General features: G+C 64.8%; 21 protein-coding genes. 11 read left to right on the top strand and 10 right to left on the bottom strand.

Annotated elements, in window-relative coordinates:
- From NN5_RS20505 to gluQRS, 5 genes are all read right to left on the bottom strand, one after another.
- Window positions 1–316 (bottom strand): hypothetical protein (locus tag NN5_RS20505; protein ID WP_067737623.1); only part of this gene is annotated, 316 nt, incomplete at its 3' end.
- A gap of 166 nt (window positions 317–482) precedes the next feature.
- Window positions 483–1352 (bottom strand): 3-hydroxyacyl-CoA dehydrogenase NAD-binding domain-containing protein, encoded by an 870-nt coding sequence (locus tag NN5_RS20500; RefSeq protein ID WP_067737620.1) that lies wholly within the window; start codon window positions 1350–1352, stop codon window positions 483–485.
- Window positions 1353–1429: 77 nt separating this feature from the next.
- Window positions 1430–1999 carry a cob(I)yrinic acid a,c-diamide adenosyltransferase gene (locus NN5_RS20495; RefSeq protein ID WP_067737618.1) on the bottom strand — a complete coding sequence of 190 codons (570 nt, stop codon included), beginning with the start codon at window positions 1997–1999 and terminating at the stop codon, window positions 1430–1432.
- Between the two features lie 118 nt (window positions 2000–2117).
- On the bottom strand, window positions 2118–2351 hold the full coding sequence (locus tag NN5_RS20490; RefSeq protein WP_067737617.1) for a hypothetical protein: 234 nt from the start codon (window positions 2349–2351) through the stop codon (window positions 2118–2120).
- A 17-nt stretch (window positions 2352–2368) separates the two neighbouring features.
- Window positions 2369–3208, bottom strand: a complete 840-nt coding sequence (gene gluQRS, locus NN5_RS20485) for a tRNA glutamyl-Q(34) synthetase GluQRS (protein ID WP_067737616.1) — start codon at window positions 3206–3208, stop codon at window positions 2369–2371.
- 180 nt (window positions 3209–3388) lie between these two features.
- Here gluQRS and NN5_RS20480 point away from each other — a divergent pair, with 180 nt between their 5' ends.
- Window positions 3389–3997, top strand: coding sequence for an HNH endonuclease (locus NN5_RS20480; RefSeq protein WP_067737615.1), 609 nt, complete (start codon window positions 3389–3391; stop codon window positions 3995–3997).
- Window positions 3998–4056: 59 nt separating this feature from the next.
- Window positions 4057–4623 carry a DUF1993 domain-containing protein gene (locus NN5_RS20475; RefSeq protein WP_067737613.1) on the top strand — a complete coding sequence of 189 codons (567 nt, stop codon included), beginning with the start codon at window positions 4057–4059 and terminating at the stop codon, window positions 4621–4623.
- 9 nt (window positions 4624–4632) lie between these two features.
- On the opposite strand, the gene NN5_RS20470 is transcribed toward NN5_RS20475, so the two are convergent.
- The gene (locus NN5_RS20470) at window positions 4633–5907 is read right to left on the bottom strand and encodes a dicarboxylate/amino acid:cation symporter (protein ID WP_067737610.1); all 1275 of its coding nucleotides are present in this window, start codon (window positions 5905–5907) and stop codon (window positions 4633–4635) included.
- A 91-nt stretch (window positions 5908–5998) separates the two neighbouring features.
- Here NN5_RS20470 and glmM point away from each other — a divergent pair, with 91 nt between their 5' ends.
- From glmM to thiD, 3 genes are all read left to right on the top strand, one after another.
- A complete protein-coding gene (glmM, locus tag NN5_RS20465; RefSeq protein ID WP_067737607.1) occupies window positions 5999–7339 on the top strand; it encodes a phosphoglucosamine mutase in 1341 nt (446 codons plus the stop codon).
- Complete coding sequence (locus NN5_RS20460) at window positions 7339–7566, top strand: DUF1272 domain-containing protein (protein ID WP_067737604.1); 228 nt, start codon at window positions 7339–7341, stop codon at window positions 7564–7566. The genes glmM and NN5_RS20460 overlap by 1 nt, the downstream gene beginning before the upstream one ends.
- 115 nt (window positions 7567–7681) lie before the next feature.
- Window positions 7682–8428 carry a bifunctional hydroxymethylpyrimidine kinase/phosphomethylpyrimidine kinase gene (gene thiD / locus NN5_RS20455; protein WP_067737601.1) on the top strand — a complete coding sequence of 249 codons (747 nt, stop codon included), beginning with the start codon at window positions 7682–7684 and terminating at the stop codon, window positions 8426–8428.
- Window positions 8429–8431: 3 nt separating this feature from the next.
- On the opposite strand, the gene NN5_RS20450 is transcribed toward thiD, so the two are convergent.
- Window positions 8432–9307 (bottom strand): LOG family protein, encoded by an 876-nt coding sequence (locus tag NN5_RS20450; protein WP_067737598.1) that lies wholly within the window; start codon window positions 9305–9307, stop codon window positions 8432–8434.
- Between the two features lie 93 nt (window positions 9308–9400).
- Here NN5_RS20450 and NN5_RS20445 point away from each other — a divergent pair, with 93 nt between their 5' ends.
- Window positions 9401–10450 (top strand): S66 peptidase family protein, encoded by a 1050-nt coding sequence (locus tag NN5_RS20445; RefSeq protein WP_067737596.1) that lies wholly within the window; start codon window positions 9401–9403, stop codon window positions 10448–10450.
- 21 nt (window positions 10451–10471) lie between these two features.
- On the opposite strand, the gene NN5_RS20440 is transcribed toward NN5_RS20445, so the two are convergent.
- Complete coding sequence (locus tag NN5_RS20440; RefSeq protein ID WP_067737594.1) at window positions 10472–10822, bottom strand: hypothetical protein; 351 nt, start codon at window positions 10820–10822, stop codon at window positions 10472–10474.
- Between the two features lie 431 nt (window positions 10823–11253).
- Between NN5_RS20440 and NN5_RS20435 the strand changes: the two genes are divergently transcribed.
- Window positions 11254–12321, top strand: coding sequence for a DUF2332 domain-containing protein (locus NN5_RS20435; RefSeq protein WP_067737591.1), 1068 nt, complete (start codon window positions 11254–11256; stop codon window positions 12319–12321).
- 142 nt (window positions 12322–12463) lie between these two features.
- Window positions 12464–13060, top strand: coding sequence for a hypothetical protein (locus tag NN5_RS20430; protein ID WP_067737589.1), 597 nt, complete (start codon window positions 12464–12466; stop codon window positions 13058–13060).
- A 172-nt stretch (window positions 13061–13232) separates the two neighbouring features.
- Here the strand turns inward: NN5_RS20430 and NN5_RS20425 are convergent, their stop codons facing one another.
- Window positions 13233–15080, bottom strand: a complete 1848-nt coding sequence (locus NN5_RS20425; protein WP_245656631.1) for a methyl-accepting chemotaxis protein — start codon at window positions 15078–15080, stop codon at window positions 13233–13235.
- Between the two features lie 621 nt (window positions 15081–15701).
- Here NN5_RS20425 and NN5_RS20420 point away from each other — a divergent pair.
- Window positions 15702–17096 (top strand): amino acid permease, encoded by a 1395-nt coding sequence (locus tag NN5_RS20420; RefSeq protein ID WP_067737586.1) that lies wholly within the window; start codon window positions 15702–15704, stop codon window positions 17094–17096.
- Window positions 17097–17131: 35 nt separating this feature from the next.
- On the opposite strand, the gene NN5_RS20415 is transcribed toward NN5_RS20420, so the two are convergent.
- On the bottom strand, window positions 17132–18136 hold the full coding sequence (locus NN5_RS20415) for a M48 family metallopeptidase (RefSeq protein WP_067737583.1): 1005 nt from the start codon (window positions 18134–18136) through the stop codon (window positions 17132–17134).
- Between the two features lie 111 nt (window positions 18137–18247).
- Between NN5_RS20415 and NN5_RS20410 the strand changes: the two genes are divergently transcribed.
- Together NN5_RS20410 and NN5_RS20405 are read left to right on the top strand one after the other, a co-directional pair.
- Entirely contained in the window at window positions 18248–19036 is a 789-nt protein-coding gene (locus NN5_RS20410) for a metallophosphoesterase family protein (RefSeq protein ID WP_067737580.1), read from the top strand.
- Between the two features lie 155 nt (window positions 19037–19191).
- Window positions 19192–19422 carry a hypothetical protein gene (locus tag NN5_RS20405; RefSeq protein WP_067737577.1) on the top strand — a complete coding sequence of 77 codons (231 nt, stop codon included), beginning with the start codon at window positions 19192–19194 and terminating at the stop codon, window positions 19420–19422.
- Window positions 19423–19604 lie beyond the last annotated feature (182 nt).

The raw sequence follows: 19604 nt of genomic DNA, 5'->3' as shown, positions 1-19604 counted from the left end.
AGCTGTCGTCGTCCGCCAGATCTTCGTCGGCCACGCCGTCGCGGCCGTAGCGGTTTTCGAGGTCGTCCATCGTTTCCTCGCCGCTATAGGCGCTCATGTCGATGGTGCCGCTGGTGTCCATCTGGATCATATGATCGACCAAATCCTGTTCGGACGCGGGATCCAGGCCGCTCGACGGCTTTTTGCTCTGACCGAGGCCAAGCGCCGAGGTGGACCGGAGCATGGCGTCCCGGGCCACGGACTGGGACTGCATTTCGGCATCCTGCTGCTCGGCGTTGACGGTTTCGGGAGCAGGGTCGTCGTCGCGCTTGGTCATCGGAATTCTCCTTCGACCGGATAACGGCGCAGCAGGGTTTGCAGTTCCACCAAAACGCCCACCGGCTTGCGAAAGCCGATGGGCGTTTTGGTTAGCGGTTTGCCGCATTTCCCGAGTTGTCAGATGATTCCGCCTGACTGGTAAATGCTTGAGTGCAGCAAAAAGCTCAGCGGCTCGGGACCGGCGTCTCGCCCGAGTAGTCGTAGAAGCCCTTGCCGGTCTTGCGGCCGTACCAGCCGGCCTCGACATACTTCTGCAGCAGCGGGGCGGGGCGGTACTTGGGATCGCCGGTGGTCGCGAGGAAGACCTTCATGATTTCGTAGAGCGTATCGAGGCCCACGAAATCGGCCAGCGTGAGCGGGCCCATCGGATGGTTGGCGCCCAGCCGCATTCCGGCATCGATGTCTTCCACCGAGGCAAGGCCTTCGCCCAGCACGAAGATCGCCTCGTTCAGCATCGGACACAGGATGCGGTTGACCACGAAGCCCGGCGCGTCGCCGGCCAGCACCACGGTCTTGCCAAGGGCTTCGCCGAAGGCCTTCATGCGATCGATGGTGTCCTGCGAGGTGGCAAGGCCGGGGATCACTTCCACAAGGCCCATGACCGGCACCGGATTGAAGAAGTGCAGCCCGCAGAAGCGCGTGGGGTCGGGCGACTGGGCCGCCATGCGGGTGATCGGGATCGAGCTGGTGTTCGACGCCATGATCGCGCCCTGCTTGAGGACCTTGCCCGCAGCCTCGAAGATCTTTGCCTTGATGTCCTCGCGCTCGGTGGCTGCTTCGATGATGAGGTCGCAGTCCGAAAGACCGGCATAGTCGCCGGCAGGCGTGATGCGGGCGAGCAGCGCGTCGGCGTCGGCCTGCGTCATCTTTTCCTTGGCGACGAGCCTTGCCAGGCTCTTGGCGATCCCCGCCTTGCCCTTTTCGGCGTTTTCCAGGCTGACGTCCGTCAGCATGACGTCCATACCCTTGCCCGCCACGGTCTGGGCGATGCCCGAGCCCATGATGCCTGCGCCGATGATACCGACTGTCTCCATGCTACACTCCCTCGATAGTCCGAATTTGCGCGGGGCCTAGCGGCTCGCGCCCGGCCTGGAAAGCTAGCGATTTGACTCTAGCGATTTTGGCCGGGCACCCAAAGTACGTCGTCTGCACCGTTGGCATTGACCGCCCGGGCGAGGACGAAGAGGTAGTCGCTGAGCCGGTTGATATAGGCGAGAGCCGCCGGGTTTACCGGCTCGGAGGCCGTGAGGGCCGTAGCCTTGCGCTCGGCGCGGCGCGCGGCGGCGCGGGCCACGTGGACGCGCGCGGCAGCTTCGCTGCCGCCGGGCAGGATGAAACTCCTGAGTGGCTGCAGGTCCTCGTTGATCGCATCGATGGCGGTTTCGAGCCATTCGGCCTGCGCGCTCACGATGCGCAGCGTCATTTCGCCCGGCGTGAAATCCTCGCCCGGCGTGGCGAGATCGGCGCCCAGGTCGAACAGGTCGTTCTGGATGCGCGTCAGCGTTGCGGCGTGGGGGGAACCGGGGAGCGCGCAGACGGCAAGGCCGATCGCGCTGTTCGCTTCGTCCACTGCGCCGATCGCTTCCATGCGGGCAGCGTGCTTGGGCAGGCGCGATCCGTCGACAAGGCCGGTGGTGCCGTCGTCGCCGGTGCGCGTGTAGATCTTGTTCAGCCGGACCATCTCTTCAGGCTTTCAACCAATCCGTCCCGTTCGTGTCGAGCGAAGTCGAGACACGCTGGCGCCACGCTCGATGTGTCTCGACTTCGCTAGACACGAACGAGAAACCAAAGTGTCCCTACTACCGGGTCATCGCCAGCAGGATGGCGCAGACGAGGACGGCGGCCGCCTGATACTTGATGCGGTTGAACATCATCTTGTTCTGCAGCACCTGGTTCGGTGTCGGCCCGGTCATGCTGGGATCGCGGTTGAGGTCTTCCTTGGTGCTGTTGATGAAAGCGGCAATGCCGCGCACCAGGCTGACGACGACCATGATCATCAGCACGACGATGATGGGGACAAGAAGATAAGTCATGAAACTTGATGTAAGCCTTATGACAGCGAAATGCCAGATAGCGAAATGCCGGCGGGGAAGCGGCCCGCGCGCAGGGCATCGGCGATGGCGCGGCCATCTTCTCCGGCCCGCCGCCGGTCGCCGAGCGATGGCGAGCCGCGCCGCTTGGCGAGCTTCTTCCCGTCCGCTTCCACCAGCAAACCGTGATGATGCCAGACCGGCACCGGCAGCCCCAACAGCGCCTGCAGCAGGCGGTGGACGTGGCTGGCCGGAAACAGGTCCATCCCGCGCGTCACCAGCGTGATCACGTCCGCCGCATCGTCGAGCGTGGCGGCAAGGTGATAGCTGGCCGGCAGGTCCTTGCGCAGCAGCACCACGTCGCCGAAGATCTGCGGCGTGGCGGCTTGCGGTCCGGCCCGTTCGTCCATCCATTCGAGCGGCCCGGCAAGAGCCATGGCCCGGGTGACGTCAAGGCGCCAGGCCGCGCCTTCGCCGTCCACGTCCCGGTGGCGGCAGGTGCCGGGATAGATCGGCCCGTCCGGCCCCATCGCGGTTGCCGCGGCGGCGATCTCTGCCCGGGTGCAGCGGCAGGGGTAGAGCAGGCCCATGGCTTTCAGCCGCTCTCCCGCTTCGGCATAGCTGGCGAGACGCTGCGACTGGAAGGCGGCCTCGCCATCCCAGTTCAGGCCCAGCCATTCGAGATCGCGGAAGAATTCCTCGACGAATTCGGCGCGGCTGCGCTCGCCGTCGATGTCCTCGATCCGCAGGCGGAAGAGGCCGCCCCTTTCCCGCGCCAGATCGTGGGCGATCACGGCGGCATAGGCATGGCCGAGGTGCAGCGGGCCATTGGGGCTGGGGGCGAAGCGGGTCACGATCATGACCGGGACTGCTTACCGCGCTGCGCCAGTGCTGCAAGCCGGCGTGCGCGGCTGTGGATTGTCAGCGTGTTGCAACAATGCCTGCTTGACGTCGACTCGTGCAAATGCTGCATATGCACTCATGCCCAGTTCCAAACCACATTGCCATCAAACCGCAATGGCGGCCTGCGACAGGAGGCCATGCTCAAGTCGGAGCTGATCGAGCGCGCGGCCCGGTTCCGCAGCGCGGAGGATGACCCCTCCCGAAGTCTTTCAGACTGTCCTGCCTTGGTGCTGAACGCGGATTACACCCCGCTTTCCTACTACCCCCTCAGCCTCTGGCCCTGGCAGACCGCGATCAAGGCGGTGGTGCTCGAACGGGTCGACATTGTTTCCAGCTATGACCGCGCGGTTCACTCACCCAACTGGACGATGCAGATCCCTTCGGTGATCGCGCTGCGCCAGTATGTGAAGCCCAGCGAGTTTCCGGCTTTCACCCGCTTCAACCTGTTCCTGCGCGACCGCTTCTCCTGCCAGTATTGCGGCAGCCCGCACAATCTCACGTTCGACCACGTGGTCCCGCGCCGGCTTGGCGGCAAGACGAGCTGGGAAAACATCCTGACCGCCTGCGGGCCCTGCAATCTCAAGAAGGGCGGCCGCACGCCCAAGCAGGCGAACATGCCGCCGCTGGTCCAGCCGATCCGCCCGACCAACTGGCAATTGCAGGAACGCGGCAAGGGCTTTCCGCCCAACTACCTCCACGAAACCTGGCGCGACTGGCTCTACTGGGACATCGAACTGGAAGAGTGAGGGGTTGGCGCCGGAGGTTTTTCCCGGCCCTCCGCCATGCCCGATCCGCAGGAGATGCTATGACCCCGACGCCATTGCTGGTTCCCACTTACGCGCAGATGCTGCGGGCGCTGTCCGGCTGGCTGGAGAAAGCGCAGGCGCAAGTTTCCGGCGCGCAGGCCGAAGCGTTGCTGTCCGAACGGCTTGCGCCCGACATGTATCCGCTGGCCACCCAGATCCGCTTCGTATGCCTGCAGGCGCAGGAAGCCGCGTTCCGCCTGCGGGGCGAGGCCCTGCCCGAAACGCTTGGCCGTCTGGCGGAGGAAGGGCGCAATGCCGGCGAGCAGCCGGGAACGCTTGCCGATGCGCAGGCCCGCATTGCCGAGGCGCTCGCCTGGCTGGAGGGCGTCGAGCCGGATGGGCTCGATGCCGGTGCATCGGCGCCGCTTGCGTTGGAACTGCCGGGCGGGCTGGCGTTCGACATGACCGGCAAAGAGTATGTGCGCGACTGGGCCCTGCCGCAGTTCTATTTCCACCTGATCACGGCTTATGCGATCCTGCGCAGCCGGAACATCGAACTGGGCAAGGCGGACTACGTGCCGCACATGTTCGCGTACCTTCGCCCGGGCTCCATGCCGCAAGGCTGAGCGGCAAGGTTACGGTTCAGCGCTGTCCAGAGCGGCGCCGTCCACTCCCGCATCCACCGCGCTCGTCACGGCCACGTCCATGGTCACGTTGCCCACGGTGCGCATGATGTCGGGCAGCATTTCCACCGCGACCAGAATGCCCAGCGGCCAGAGCGGCACGCCCATGGCGGCCGCGATCGGGCCAGTCGAGGCGATGAAGCTGATCGTGCCGGGCAGCGAAACCGTGCCGAAGGTGGTCACGAAGGCGACCACGCCGCCGGCGGCGATGGCCAGCGGCGTCAGGTGGTGGCCGGACAGCGTCGCGGCGTAGATCACCACGCCCATGTTCATCGCCGGGCTTGTCGCGCGGAACAGGGTGACGGCCAGCGGCAGGACGAATTCAGCGGTCGCCGCGCGCACGCCCAGTTCGCGGCACGAGGCGAGCATGGCCGGCAGGCTGGCGAGCGAGCTTTGCGTCGAGATCGCTACCACTTGCGCGGGCAGCACCGCGCGCGCGTAAGCGCCGAGGCGCTTGCGTCCGCCCAGTACCGCCAGCGGATAGCCGCACAGCAGGAACACCGCGCCCAGCGAGGCGACCAGCACGATGTAGTGCGCCAGGGCGCCGATCGCCGAAAGGCCGCTGCTGGCCGCCAGCGACAGGCCGAGCGCGAAGACGCCGAGCGGGGCGGCCACGAGTACCCAGCCGATCACCACGATCATCGCGCCTGCGAGCCCCTCGAACAGCAGCGCGAGATGGCGGCGCGGGGCTTCGGCCAGCCGTGTGGTCGCCAGCGCGAACAGCGCGACGAAGATGATCACCGGCAGCATCGCGTCCTCGGCAGCGGCCGAAACCACATTGGACGGCACCAGCGAGGCGAGAAAATCGCCGAGGCCGGGCAGGGCCGTGCCTGCCGTCTCGGCCGCATTCGCGGGCATGGCGATGGCGGGGGCCGGAAACAGCCGGATCAGCAGCGGCATCATCACGCCGCCCACCACGGTGCTGGCGGCCAGTGTCCCGACGATCAGCCCCAGTGTCCGCTTCGCCATGGCGCCCGCGTTCGCGGCGGCGGCGGTTTCGACGATGCCGGTGAACATCAGGCCGATCACCAGCGGCAGGATCGTCATCTTCAGGGCCTTGAGCCAGAAGGCGCCGAGCGGCCCGGCAATGGCGAGCAGGGGGTCGAGCACCGCCGTGCCCCGGAGCGCGGCGCCCAGGATCAGCCCGGCAACCAGTCCGGCCAATGTGAGCATACCCGGCACGCGGATTTCTGGTAGGCGCGTGGCGCTGCTGCTGCTCTCTGTCATGCGATCCCTTGAAGTGCCGAAACACGGCACATTACCAGCCTGTCACCACATAGCAATTTGCCAGAAAGGGTTGAGGGTATAGAGCGGTGTCATGACCAAGCAGTTCTTCGGCACCGACGGCATTCGCGGCCGTACCAACCAGGGCGCGATGACCGCCGCCACCGCCATGAAAGTCGGCCAGGCGGCCGGCACCCGGTTCCTGCGCGGCACCCACCGCCACCGGGTGGTGATCGGCAAGGACACGCGTCTGTCCGGTTATATGCTGGAAAACGCGCTGGTGGCGGGTTTTACCAGCGTCGGCATGGACGTGGTGCTGACCGGCCCCTTGCCGACCCCGGCCATTGCCCTGATGACGCGCGAGTTGCGCGCCGATGTGGGCGTGATGATCTCGGCCAGCCACAACCCCTATGAGGACAATGGCATCAAGCTGTTCGGCCCCGACGGCTTCAAGCTGTCCGATGAGGACGAACTGGCGATCGAGGCCATGCTGGCGCAGGATCTGCCGCTGGCCGACGCTCCCGATATCGGCCGGGCGCGGCGTATCGAGGACGCGCGCGGGCGCTATATCCACGCCGTGAAGGCCTCGCTGCCATCGACGGTCCGGCTCGACGGGCTCAAGATCGCGGTCGATTGCGCCAATGGTGCGGCCTATCAGGTGGCTCCGTCCGCCTTCTGGGAACTTGGCGCGGAAGTCATTGCGGTCGGCGTCAGCCCCAATGGCAAGAATATCAACGACCGCTGCGGCTCGACTCATGTCGACCTGCTGCAGGAGACGGTGGTCTCCTCCGGCGCGGACATCGGCATCGCGCTTGATGGCGATGCTGACCGGCTGATCGTGGTCGACGAGAAAGGCCAGGTCGTCGATGGCGACCAGATCATGGCGCTGATCGGCACCCAGCTTGCCGCGCGCGGGCAGCTGCGCGGCGGCGGCGTGGTGGCGACGGTCATGTCGAACCTCGGGCTTGAGCGGTTCCTGCAAGGGCAGGGGCTGACGCTCGAACGGACCAAGGTGGGCGACCGCCATGTGCTCGAACGGATGCGGCAGGGCGGGTTCAATGTGGGCGGCGAGCAGTCGGGCCACATGATCCTGCTCGATCATGCGACCACCGGCGACGGCACCGTGGCGGCGCTGCAGGTGCTGGCCGCGCTGGTCCAGTCGGGCAAGCGGGCGAGCGAGCTGCTGCATCTGTTCGATCCGGTGCCGCAACTGCTGCGCAACGTGCGCTTCTCCGGTGGCAAGCCGCTGGAAGAGCAGAGCGTGAAAGCCGCGATTGCCGATGCCGAGGCTTCGCTCGATGGCAAGGGGCGGCTGGTGATCCGCCCCTCAGGCACCGAACCGGTCATCCGCGTCATGGCCGAAGGCGACGATGCCGGCGAAGTGGAGGCTGCCGTGGCCTCGATCTGTCAGGCTGTAGAGGAGGCCGCCGCGTAATGGCTCTGGAAATGCGCCCCGATTGCGAACGCTGCGGCACCGATTTGCCCGCCGAGGCCCCCGGTGCCTTCATCTGCAGCTTTGAATGCACATTCTGCGCCGAATGCGCCGAGGATCTGGACGACATGTGCCCCAACTGCGGCGGCGAACTGACCGACCGGCCGACGCGGGCGAAAAAGCACCACGATGCGCATCCGCCTTCGAAAGTGCGGCATTACAAGGAATGATGTCGCGGCAAACGTGCTTCGACAAGCTCAGCACGAGCGGCTAGGGGGCTTGTAAATCTATCCCCGCCCATCCTGAGCTTGTCGAAGGATGCTTGCGCAACCTGGCGTGCCGCCCATGCAACCCCCCCGCATTCTCTCCATCGCCGGGTCCGACAGTTCGGGCGGTGCCGGCATTCAGGCCGACATCAAGACGATCACCATGCTCGGCGGCTACGCCATGACCGCGATTACCGCGATCACGGCGCAGAACACCCTGGGCGTCACCATGGTCGAGGCACTTTCGCCCGAGATGGTGGCGGCGCAGATCGAGGCCTGCCTGTCCGACATCGGCGTGGATGCGGTGAAGATCGGGATGCTCGGCTCGCCTGCCATTGCCCATGTTGTGGCGGACCGGCTGGAAACGCTTGATGTGCCGGTCGTGTTCGATCCGGTCATGGTGGCCACCAGCGGCGCGGTTCTGGCCGATGCCGATACCGTGGCGGCGTTCGCGCGGCTGATGGTTCTGGCCACGCTGACCACGCCGAACGTTCCCGAACTCGAAGCGTTGGGCAGTGATCTGGCCATGGCGGCGCGCGGTGTCACTTATCTTGCCAAGGGCGGTGATGCAGACGGCGAGAGCGTCGAGGACCGGCTCGTCGTGCCCGGCCGCGAACCCGTGGTCTGGCGCGCCCCGCGCATCGAAACCCGGCACAATCACGGCACCGGCTGCACCCTGTCGAGCGCGATCGCGACCGGTCTGGGGGCGGGCCTGCCGCTGGAGGATGCCATTGTACGTGGGCGTGAATTCGTCCGCGCCGCGCTCAAGGCCGCGCCCGGCTTCGGAGCCGGGCACGGGCCGATGGGGCATCAGGCGGTCCGTTAGGTCTTACCCGCAGTCGAGATCGTAGAATTCGCGGATCACTTTCCAGCCGTCTTCCGCCGTCTCGCACCAGTGGAACAGGTCGAGGTCGCGGCGGTTGATCGTGCCTTCCTCGGCCAGCGCTTCGAAATTGACTATGCGGTCCCAGAACTCCCGGCCGTAGAGCAGCACCGGGATGCGGCGCATCTTGCCGGTCTGGATCAGGGTGAGCAGTTCCAGCAGTTCGTCGAGCGTGCCGAAGCCGCCGGGGAACACGGCGACGCCGCGCGCGCGCAGCAGGAAGTGCATCTTGCGCAGCGCGAAGTAGTGGAACTGGAACGAGAGGCGCGGCGTCACGTAAGGGTTGGGCGCCTGCTCGTGCGGTAGCACGATGTTGAGGCCCAGCGATTCCGCGCCCACTTCGTTCGCGCCGCGGTTGGCCGCTTCCATGATGCCGGGCCCGCCGCCCGAGCAGACCACGAACTGGCGCATCCCCTTTTCCACTACCGAGCACTGGCTGGCGAGGTGGGCGAGCCTGCGGGCTTCGGTGTAGTACTTCGCTTTTTCGGCCAGCCGTTCGGCGATGGCCTTCTCCTCGTCGGTCTGCGCAGCCGCCAGCACGCTCTCGCACTTTTCGGGCGAGGGGATGCGGGCCGAGCCGTAGAACACCAGCGTCGATCCGATCTGCGCTTCTTCCAGCAGCATTTCGGTCTTGAGCAGTTCAAGCTGGAAACGCACCGGGCGCAACTCGTCGCGCAGCAGGAAATCGGTGTCGCGGAAAGCCAGCTGGTAGGCCGGGTGCTCGGTCTGCAGCGTGCCGCCTTGCTGGTCGGCGAAGCTGACTTCCTGTTCGGCTTTGTAGAAACGGCGTTCGGAAAGGTTCTTTTCTTCTTCTTCTGTCATCGCTCTTCCATGGCGGTTTGCACGTGCGGCGTCGAGTATAGATAATCGCGCACCTGCTTGCGCCGAATTCAACAGGCCCTAGGTTTGTTCCCGATGTTTACCCGACGCCAGGCCGTCGCGGCGCTCGGTGCCGCTGCCCTTCCGCTTGCCGGTTCACCGCTCGCCGCTTCGCTGGCGAAGGTGCCTCCGGTCCGTCCCGTCCGGCCGCCGCGCCTGCGGGAAGGCGATGTGCTGGGGCTGGTCGCGCCCGCCGGTTTCATTGCTGACCGGTTCGGTCTGGCGGAAATCGAGAAGACAGTGCGCGCCATGGGCCTGATCCCCCGGCCTGCGCCACATATGCTGGAGCGCGAGGGTTATCTTGCCGGGACGGATGAAACCCGCGCGCGCGATCTGATGGCGATGTTCACGGACGACGAAGTGCGCGGGATCATGGCGGTGCGCGGCGGCTGGGGCTCGGCGCGGCTGCTGCCCTACCTCGATTTTGCCGCGATCGCGCGCAACCCCAAGCTCTATGCCGGGTTCAGCGACAACACTGCGCTGCACCTGGCCTTTGCCGCGCGCACCGGGGTGCATTCCATCCATGGCCCCAACGCTTCGGCGTCCTGGCCGCCCGCGGCGTGGGAGGCTTTCCGCAAGCTGGCTTTCGAAGCGGACATGCCGACTTATGCGGTGCCCGCTTCCGATGGACCCAACCTGTCAGGGCGAGGCCCGGCCCTGCGCACGTTCCGCGGCGGCAAGGCCCGCGGGCGGCTGCTCGGCGGCAATCTCACAGTGCTTTCGGCACTGGCGGGCACGCCCTATCTGCCGGACTTCACCGGCGCGATCCTGTTTCTGGAGGATACCAACGAATCCGAATACCGGATCGACCGGATGCTCACTCAACTCGCGCTCGCCGGGATTCTGGGCAGGGTCGCGGGCGTGGTCTTCGGCCAGTGCACGCACTGCGCCAACCCGGATGGCGGCTATTCCAATTTCACGATCTACGAAGTGCTCGACCGGCAGTTCGCGGATCTCGGCGTGCCAGCCTTTCAGGGGGCCCTGATCGGCCATATCGCCGCACAAGTGAGCATCCCGGTCGGCGTCATGGCCGAGATCGATGCCGATGCGGGCACGATCCGTATGCTGGAGCCGGCCGTGGCCTGAAGGCCGGCCGGCAGCGCTCTGTCAGGCCGCTGCCGCCGAATCGCGGCCGAGCCCGTAGCGCGTGACGAGTTCGGTAAAAACGCCGTTTTCCAGCGGCTCGGCGAACTCCAGGCCTGCGCAATGCTCGTTCGCCCAGGCGACGAAGGCGATGGCCGGGCGGCACCCCGGCAGCGCAAGGCTGACGGCCTCGTCGGTTTGCAGCTGGCCGATCCCCTCGATCCGTGCGCCGAACGGGGTCAGGTCCTTGAGCATGACAGTGCTGCTGGCCAGATCGCGGCGGAACCGGGCCATCATTTCCACCTGTTCGCGCTGGTAGCGGCGTTCGCCGGGATGGAACACAGGCGGGATTTCGCCGGGATCGTGCAGGGCCATTTCACGTTATCCTGAAATTGTTAATCACATCGGCTCAGCGTGCCTTTCGGCAATCCGGTAGCCCGATGGGCTGAACCCGCACCCGGATCTTCTTCTGAAAAAGCCAGCTGCGGTAACAGGTAAGACGGTAAACGCGGCGGCAATTATAGTGACGCCCGGGTCTGCGGGATTGTCTGGGCACGATTTTTCGCCCGGATGCCGGGATTGCGTACAAATCGGTGCTTCCAGCTCCGAAAATAAGGGCATTTGCCTAAAGACTGGCCCGGATTGCATCAACCAGACATCCTTACTCTGGCGCAGTCGTCCGGAAAATTCCGGCGCTTTAGGTATTTGCGAGGGTTTCAAGCGTGTCCATGGCCTCCCCGGAAACCCATCCGGTTCCAGTCGGAGCAGCACTGAACCCCGCTTTTTCTTCGGCCTCCCCGGACCCCGTGTTTTCCGACAAGCGCGATTATCTGCTGCGCCAGTCGGGGATTGCCCGCTCGCTGGGCTCGCCTTTCGTGGGCGAGGTTCTGGCTGCAGCGCGCCGCCAGCTTTCCCGCGCGCCGGCACTGGAGGCGATGATTGCAGGCTGGCCCGGCGATCCGGCGGCCGGTGCGATGTCCCTGCGCCTCAATGCCGGACTGCACGCGCTGGCACGGCGCGGCACTTTTGCGGACCTCTCCGCGCTCTATGCCGGCAGCCACCAGGATTTCGACCGCGCGATCGGGGAGGCGCTCGAATTGGGTGAGCGCACTTTGCTGGTCTGGATGAGCCATCCCACGCAGACCAACGAAGTGCGCCGGTCGAGCGCCTTCATGGCAGCGCTTGCCGTGCTGGCGAGCCGCTACGGCCTGCCTTTCGAATTGCTTGAAGTCGGGGCCAGCGCCGGATTGAACCTGTTCCTGGACCACTATGCCCACGATCTCGGCGGACGGATGTTCGGCGATCCGGGGTCGCCGCTGCAGCTTGCGCCGCAGTGGCAGGGCCCGCCGCCGCCGCAGGCCGAAGTGCGGATTGCCGCCGCGCGCGGGGTCGACCTGCGGCCGCTGCGCCTCGACGATCCGCATACCCGCGAACGCCTGATGTCCTATGTCTGGCCGGGCGACGAGGAGCGTTCCGAATGTTTGCGTCAGGCCATGTTGCTGGCACGCGATTCCGCGCCGGTTGTGGACCGGGCGAACGCGGTGTCCTGGCTTGCCGATCGCCTCGCCCGGCCACAGGCCCCCGGCACCGTGCGGGTGGTTCAGCACTCCATGGTGATGCAGTACCTGCCCGAGGACGATCTCCATGCCGCGCGCGAGACAATCCGGGCCGCGGGCCGCCGGGCCACGCCGGACCGTCCGCTGGCGCGGATGGGGCTGGAATGGGACCGCGAGCGCACGCAGGTCTCGCTGACTCTCAGCCACTGGTGCGGCGATTCAGAGGACGGCGAGCGCGCCACGTTGGCCATCTGCCACCCTTATGGCGCGTCTATCGATTGGCTCGGGATGCCCGGCGACAGTTGCGCTTCGGCGTAGCGCTTTTCCTGCTGGGCTTTGGGCTGCGTGACCAGGTTTGGATGGTCACGCGGATGTTCGCATACTGCGGTTTTCTTCCAAGAGCCGCCGTTTTGGGCACGTCGACTTTGCGGCCGTTCAACGAAACGCTAACGTGCAGCGTATGAAGCGGCAAACGGGCATGACTGCACAAGAACTAATGTCGCGGCTTCAAGCTGACGCAGCATATCAAGCCAAGCGAGCTGCGAAAGACAAGGAGCTTGCTGAGCGCGCTGAAGAGCGCAAGCTGGAGCAGAAGCCCTTGCTTGACGATCTTGCCGCGCACGGCGTTTTTGTGGCTAGCGTCGATCGCTTGGTAGGCATGCCGAGCTTGGACGATTGCATATACCGAATTCTGTTGGACCACCTGAGGCGGCCCTACAGCGCTTCGTTATTGGAATGGATTGGACGTGCGTTCGGACATAAGTCCGCCCGGCCCATTGTGTGGAAGGTCCTGATACCGTTGCTAAAAACTCATGCTCTCAAGGAGCCTGCGGTAATTGGCTTGATGGCGGCTATCTCCAAAATTGCCGGACCCCGAGATTTGCATATTTTGATCGATCTGATTTCCGATCAAGCGATTGGCAGTTCCCGGCTATCTCTAGTGTCAAACTTGATGCGTTCGAAACAGCCTGAAGCACGCGCCACTTTGCTACGCCTTCGAGATGACCCGGAGCTAGTGAAGGAAATCAGTTATCGGTTGCGACGGAGTAAAGGTTAGAGACAGCTTCCCCTAGACATTCCTGCCATTCCGCATGTGACAAGCGCGCCCTGACGACAGACAATCGTTCACGTCCGGCGTTTGCCTATACGTAGGCACCAGACGGCAAAAAGGGCCGCGCAAGTCATGCCTGCGCGGCCCTTTTCTTTTGTTTGGCGCGTAAGCCGGCCGGTCAGAATTCCGACCAGTCGTCCTCGCTCGCCTGTACGGCGAGGTTGCCGACCACGCGGGGTGCGGCGGCGGCTTTCGGGGCCTGGACCGGCCTCGGCGCCGGGCGGGATACGGCTGTGGGAGCCGGCGAGGCCTTGCGGTAGGACGGGCTGTCGTCGACCTTGAAGGTGGAGAAGGCCTCGAACAGCTGCTGCGCTTCGCGGGCCAGCATTTCGGTGGCGGCGGTGGTCTCTTCGACCATGGCCGCGTTCTGCTGGGTCATCGCGTCCATCGCGCTGATCGCCTCGTTGACCTTGAGCAGGCCGCTCGACTGCTGCTCGGCGGCTTCGGCCATGGCTTCGATCGATTCGCTCACGCTGGAGACGCGCTCGATGATGCGGTTGAGCGAGCCGCCGGTGTCGTTGACGAGGCCAACGCCCGAGTTGACGTGATTGGTTGCAGCCAGGATGCGCGATTTGACATCGGAGGCGGCATCGGCGGCGCGCTGGGCCAGGGCCCGCACTTCCGAGGCGACGACCGCGAAGCCCTTGCCGGCATCGCCGGCGCGGGCGGCCTCGACGCCTGCGTTGAGCGCGAGCAGGTTGGTCTGGAAGGCGATGCCGTCGATCACGGTGATGATCTCGGCGATTTCCTTGGTGGCCTGATCGATGCCGTGCATGGCCTCGATAGCGCGCTGCACGACCGCGCCGCCTTGTTCGGCTTCGCCGCGGGCTTCGCTCATGGCCTTGCTGGCCTGGGCGACGATCCCGGCGCTTTCGCCGACCTTGCGGGTGATCTCGTCCATGGCCACGGCGGAGGACTGCAGGCGTGCAGCCTGTTCCTCGGAACGGTTCGACAGATCGGTGGTCGCCTGCCGGATTTCGGACGAGCCGGTAGAGATCGAATTGATGCTGCCGCGCACGGCGCCCATGACCGAGCAGAGCTGGTCCAGCGCGTTGTTGAAGTCTCGTGCGACCGACGAGAACGCGTCGGGCAGGTTGTTGAGCCTTGCCCGCAGGTCGGACTGCGAGAGGTCATGCAGCTTGACGCCGATTTCGGCCATGGCGGCTTCGCGGTCCTTGTCGGCGGCGATCTTGGCGATCGCCTCGTCGCGGAAGATCAGTACGGCGCGGGCCATGTTGCCCAGTTCGTCGACGCGGTCGGTGCCCGGCACGGAGATGTCGTTGCGGCCATCGGCAAGGGCCGCCATCGTTTCGGTGAGCTCGCCGATGGGAAGGGCGATGTCGCGGCTCAGCTTGCGCTGCAGGGCCACGGCGACGCCGATGAGGGCAAGGCCGCCGATCGCCAGTGCAATCCAGGCCGTGGTGATGGCGCCATACTGCCCGTCCGATTCTGCCAGAAGCTGCCCCTCTTCGTAATCACGCAAGTCGCGCAGGGGGAGGACGGCGGCGCTTACGAGGGCCTTCTTGCCGGCGTCGCGAACGCGTTCCGCAGCTTCCTGAAGATGGCCCTGCTTGACCATCTCGATCGACTTGTCGCCCCAGTCCGCGCGCCACTTGAGCGTTTCCCGGCGCGATTCGAGCAGCTTTTCCTTCATGTCCGGATTGGTCAGGAGGTTTTCCAGCTCGGCCGAAGTCGCGTCGTATTCGTCGCGTCCTTCATAGTACGACTTGAGGTAGCTGTCGTCCCCGGTCACCAGATACCCGCGCATCTGGCTGTTCTGGCGCAGAATCTGCGTTTCCAGGGCGAGGGCCTTGGAGTGGATGTCCTGATGGAAATTGGTCCGCCCGGTGGACCGGCTGATCATTGCGATGTTGATGGCAAAGACCAGCATCATGACCGCCGCAGAGAGGTTGATGGCGACGAACGCGACCGCCAACTTCTTCGGAATGTTCAACGAGCTGAGCATGTTTTCAGTCCAATCTGGTATTCGTTTGCTTCACAGGATGCCGCTGCCGGGCCACTGCGAAGTGGAAGCGCAGCGAGGTGAGTGGTGCGCGGATCGATGGTCCGCGCGGTCCCCACGCCCCCCTGTGGGATGAATTCTGCGCCGACGCTGGCAAGACCGAGAACGTCAGGCAGGTTGTCGGCGTTAAGCACGAATGGGACGCAACCGTTCGGCTTGCCCTGGCGCGCGCAGCCTGCGAATCCCGTCCGGCACGCTTTTCCGGGGGTTGCACGGCTTCCGGCGATCGGGCTGCGGCATAAGTCTCTCTCCGTCTCCCGCGGGAACCGGCCGGGGCAGGAGACAGGCCCCGGCAAGCACAAGCGGTGTTTCCGTTTTCACAAGCATCAATATCTGTTGCGGCAAGTTGCGCAGTCTTGGGATAGTGGGTGCACACTTAAATCGAACATTCGCGTCGTTAAGGAAAATTGCTGGGTTTCCTGACAACGCCAATTTGACGCGGCCCTGCGGCGCGAACTCGACAATCCGGCGTGATCTGGCCTAGTCTCCGCGAATGCTGGTCCCCCTGTCCGATTGTCACCCCGTTTGTCAGTTCACGGCGCCAGCCATTGTGGCGTGTTGCGCATGAAGGGCTGGATGCGCCGGAAACCGGTCGTTGCCGAACGGCAGGACGAGCGGATGGTAGCCAGTCTGTCTTGGCCGCACCTGATCGCGCTGGGTGTCGGCGCGATTGTCGGCACCGGCATTCTGACGCTGATCGGCGTCGGGGCCGACCGGGCCGGGCCTGCCGTGCTGATTTCCTTTGCCATCGCGGGCGCGATCTGCGCCTGCGCCGCACTGGCCTATGCCGAACTGGCGGCAATGCTGCCAGCGGCCGGCAGTGCTTACAGCTACAGCTATATGGTGCTGGGCGAGGTGATCGCCTGGGTCGTCGGCTGGAGCCTCATTCTCGAATATTCGCTGGTGGTTTCGGCCGTGGCCGTGGGCTGGTCGGGCTATGCCAGCGCCCTGCTTGTCGGCATCGGCTTTCCGCCCGCGCTAACCCAGGGCCCCGAACTGGGCGGCGTTGCCAATCTGCCGGCGGTCTTCATCATTGCCGTGGTGGCTGGCCTGCTCATGCTCGGCACGCGGGAAAGCGCGCGGGTGAACACGGCGCTGGTCGTGCTCAAGATGGTCACGCTGGCGGCTTTCGTCGCTGTCGCGCTGCCCTATTTCGATACGGCCCATCTCGAACCGTTCATGCCCTATGGCTTTGGCAAGAGCATGGGGCCGGACGGCATCGAGCGCGGCGTGATGGCGGCGGCGGCAATCATCTTCTTCGCCTTCTACGGTTTCGATGCGATCTCGACCGCGGCCGAGGAAGTCAAACGGCCCGAGCGGGACCTGGCCATCGGCATCGTCGGGTCCATGCTGATCTGCACGCTGGTCTATGTACTGGTGGCCGCCGCTGCGGTCGGCGCGCTGCCTTTCACGCGCTTTGCCGACAGCCCGGAGCCGCTGGCGCTGATCCTGCGCGAACTGGGCCGCCCCGGCGTGGCGCGCGTGATCGCGATCGCGGCGGTGATCGCGCTGCCGACCGTGATTCTCGCTTTCCTCTATGGCCAGAGCCGCATCTTCCTGGTCATGGCGCGCGACGGGTTCCTGCCTGCCGGCCTTGCCCGCCTGTCCGGGCGCGGCACGCCTGTGCGGATTACCGTGATGACGGCGGTGCTGGTGGCCGTGCTCGCCGGCGTGCTGCCGATCGGCGAGATTGCCGCGCTGGCCAATGCCGGCACGCTGATCGCCTTTATCGCTGTCGGCACCTGCCTCGTGGTCATGCGGTTCCGGGCGCCGGAGATGCACCGTCCGTTCCGCGCGCCGCTCGGCCTGTGGGTCGGCGCCGCCACGGTTGCGGGGTGTCTCTACCTGTTTACTAGCCTTCCGGCCAGGACCCAGCTCTGGTGCCTGTTCTGGAATACGGCCGGGCTTGTCCTCTATGCCCTCTACGGCCACCGCCGCAGCCGCCTGCACGGCGGCTGACCAGATCGCGGACGCCGGCGTGCGGGCGTCCGTCCTTAGCGCGCCCTCACCAGCAGAGCTTGCCAGTTCCCGTCCAGAGGCTCGTCGCGCGAGGCCAGCACTTTGGGCCGGTTCGGGCGTGTCTGGCCCAGATCGGCAATGGCCTTTTCGATTGTCGCCACGCGGTCTTTCCAGGCGGGGTGCGACCGGCTGAGCAGGATCCCGCTGGCTTTGGAGGGGCCGAATTTCTGCCAGAACCGCACGATCGCCTCGGGATCGTAGCCCGCATTCGCAAGCAGTGAGACCGACAGGATGTCTGCCTGCAGCTCGGTTTCGCGGAAATAGCGGACATTCCGGCCAAAGCCCGACAACATGCCGAAGGAAAGGCCTATTTCCTCCATGCGCTCCCGGTGGTGGAGGATATTGTGTGCGAATTCATGCGCGAGCAGGGCCGCGATCTGGTCTTCGGGATATTCCTGAAAGAAGCGGCTGCTGGCCTGCACCATTTCGCCGTCCGATTGCGCGGTGTAGCTATTGCTGATCAGCATTTCGAAACGCGTGCGGCAGGCGGGGACGGGATCGACCGTACGCACATAGTCCTGACCGTTGCGCCGCCCATGGATCTCGATCGGGGCATTGGCGGGCAGGGCGGCAAGCGCGGCGTTAGCGCGGATCAGGCCCTGCGTCGTGGCCCCGCCATCCGGGGTGGCTGGGGCGAACCGGACGGATCCGGCGCTGACAAGCACATCGTCGGCCTCGATTCCCGCGGCAGCGGCGGGAGAGTCGGGAAGCACGGCTTCCACGCCGATCGGCCCGTCCATGTGGAAGTGATGGACGGCCTCCTCGCGCAAGCCGGGTTCATATTGCTCCGGTGTCTGCAGGACGAGCCCGAGCCCCGGTTCGAGACTATCGCAAAGCGATGCATTGGCCGTGGCAAGGCGGTATCCGATCCGGGCGATTACCGTGTCTGCGGCCCGAACGGATTCAAAAGCCTCGTCATCGGCGGCCTTCGCCTGACCGGTTGTTGCTGCAACTGCGAATGCCGCGGCCAGTGCGAACAAGACACCGTGGCGTCTCTTTGTTTCGTTTCGTCTCTTCGCAATTGCAAAATCGCGGTCATTGCGTATGGGCAGGCAATCCAGGTTCATGAGAGGCAATGTAGCGCCCCGCGAATGATTGCGAAACTCTTCTCTCGGCGTCCCAAAGGCGCTGTTCCCGTATCTAAGGTTCCAGAAGGCCGCCGGATCTATGCGATCGGCGACATTCACGGCCGTCTCGATCTTCTCGAGGGACTGCTTGAGCGCATCCGGCACGACGAAGAGGTGCGGGGCGGAGTGCAGGGAGACCTGATCTTCCTCGGCGACCTGATCGACCGCGGTCCCGAATCGGCGGGTGTGATTGACTGCCTGATGACACTGCGCAAGGAGCGGCCCGCGACCCGCTTCCTACTAGGGAATCACGAAGAAGTCTTCCTGGCGGCCCTGAATGGCGATGCGAAACTGCTGCGCCTCTTTCACCGCATCGGCGGCCGGGAGACGATACTCAGCTACGGAATTACGCCGGAAGCCTATGCCGCCGCTGATTACGAGGCACTGGTCGGGATGTTGCAGGCCGTGGTGCCGCCGGCGCACCGCATGTTCCTCGAATCGTTCGAGGACATGTTCGTCGAGGGGGACTACATCTTTGTCCATGCCGGCATCCGGCCGGGAGTTGCCCTGGAAGATCAGCGCCCCAAGGATCTTCGCTGGATTCGCGAAGAATTCCTGTCGGGCGCCGGCGCGCCGGGGAAAGTGGTGGTGCACGGACACACGGTTTTCGACCAGGTGGTCGACCTGCGGCACCGAATCGGAATCGACACAGGCGCGTACCGGAGCGGCGGTGCGCTCACCGCTATGGGCTTCGAAGGCAAAGAGCGCTGGATTCTCCAAGAACGCTGCCTGCGCGATGCCGAAGCTGCCTGATCCGGAGCGCATTTTTTCCGCATCGGTTCGTCGGAAATTGCGGCCACTTGGGCGAACACCTTGATCTGCGCCAATAAATAACTTGTGCAAGTGCGAGATCGTTGATATCACAAAGACGATTTAGTTCTAAATCAAGGGAGCATTAACTTATGCGTATGAGCAAACTGTTGGCCGCAGTTGCCGCTTCGTCGCTGCTCGCCACTCCGGCGCTGGCGAACACGGCTGCACCGCTGTCGGTTGCCAAGGTGGCAAGCGTCAAGGCTTCGACCTCGGCTAAGAAGTCGAACAAGCTTACCCCGGGCGTGATCGTCGGTGTCCTCGCTGGCGCTGCTGTCATCGGCGGCGTGATTGCGATCGCGGACGACAACAATTCCTCCAGTAACTAAGTTCTGGCGGAAAGTTTAAGAAAATGGCGGCCCCAAAAGGGCCGCCATTTTTTTTCCGTTTGTATGGTGGGTGGTTTAATATCCTTACCTCTTGTTCTTTGATCTAAGCTCGCAGGAAAATAGTTTTCCGACTGCCTTAGGGGGGCGTTTGAAAAGATGTTCGATTTGGAAATGCGCACCCT

Origin of the sequence: Novosphingobium naphthalenivorans NBRC 102051 (assembly GCF_001590985.1) — a bacterium.
Classification (GTDB): Bacteria; Pseudomonadota; Alphaproteobacteria; order Sphingomonadales; family Sphingomonadaceae; genus Novosphingobium; species Novosphingobium naphthalenivorans.
The sequence above is the reverse complement of the archived record's forward strand: the minus strand, read 5'-3'. Positions and strand labels throughout refer to the sequence as shown.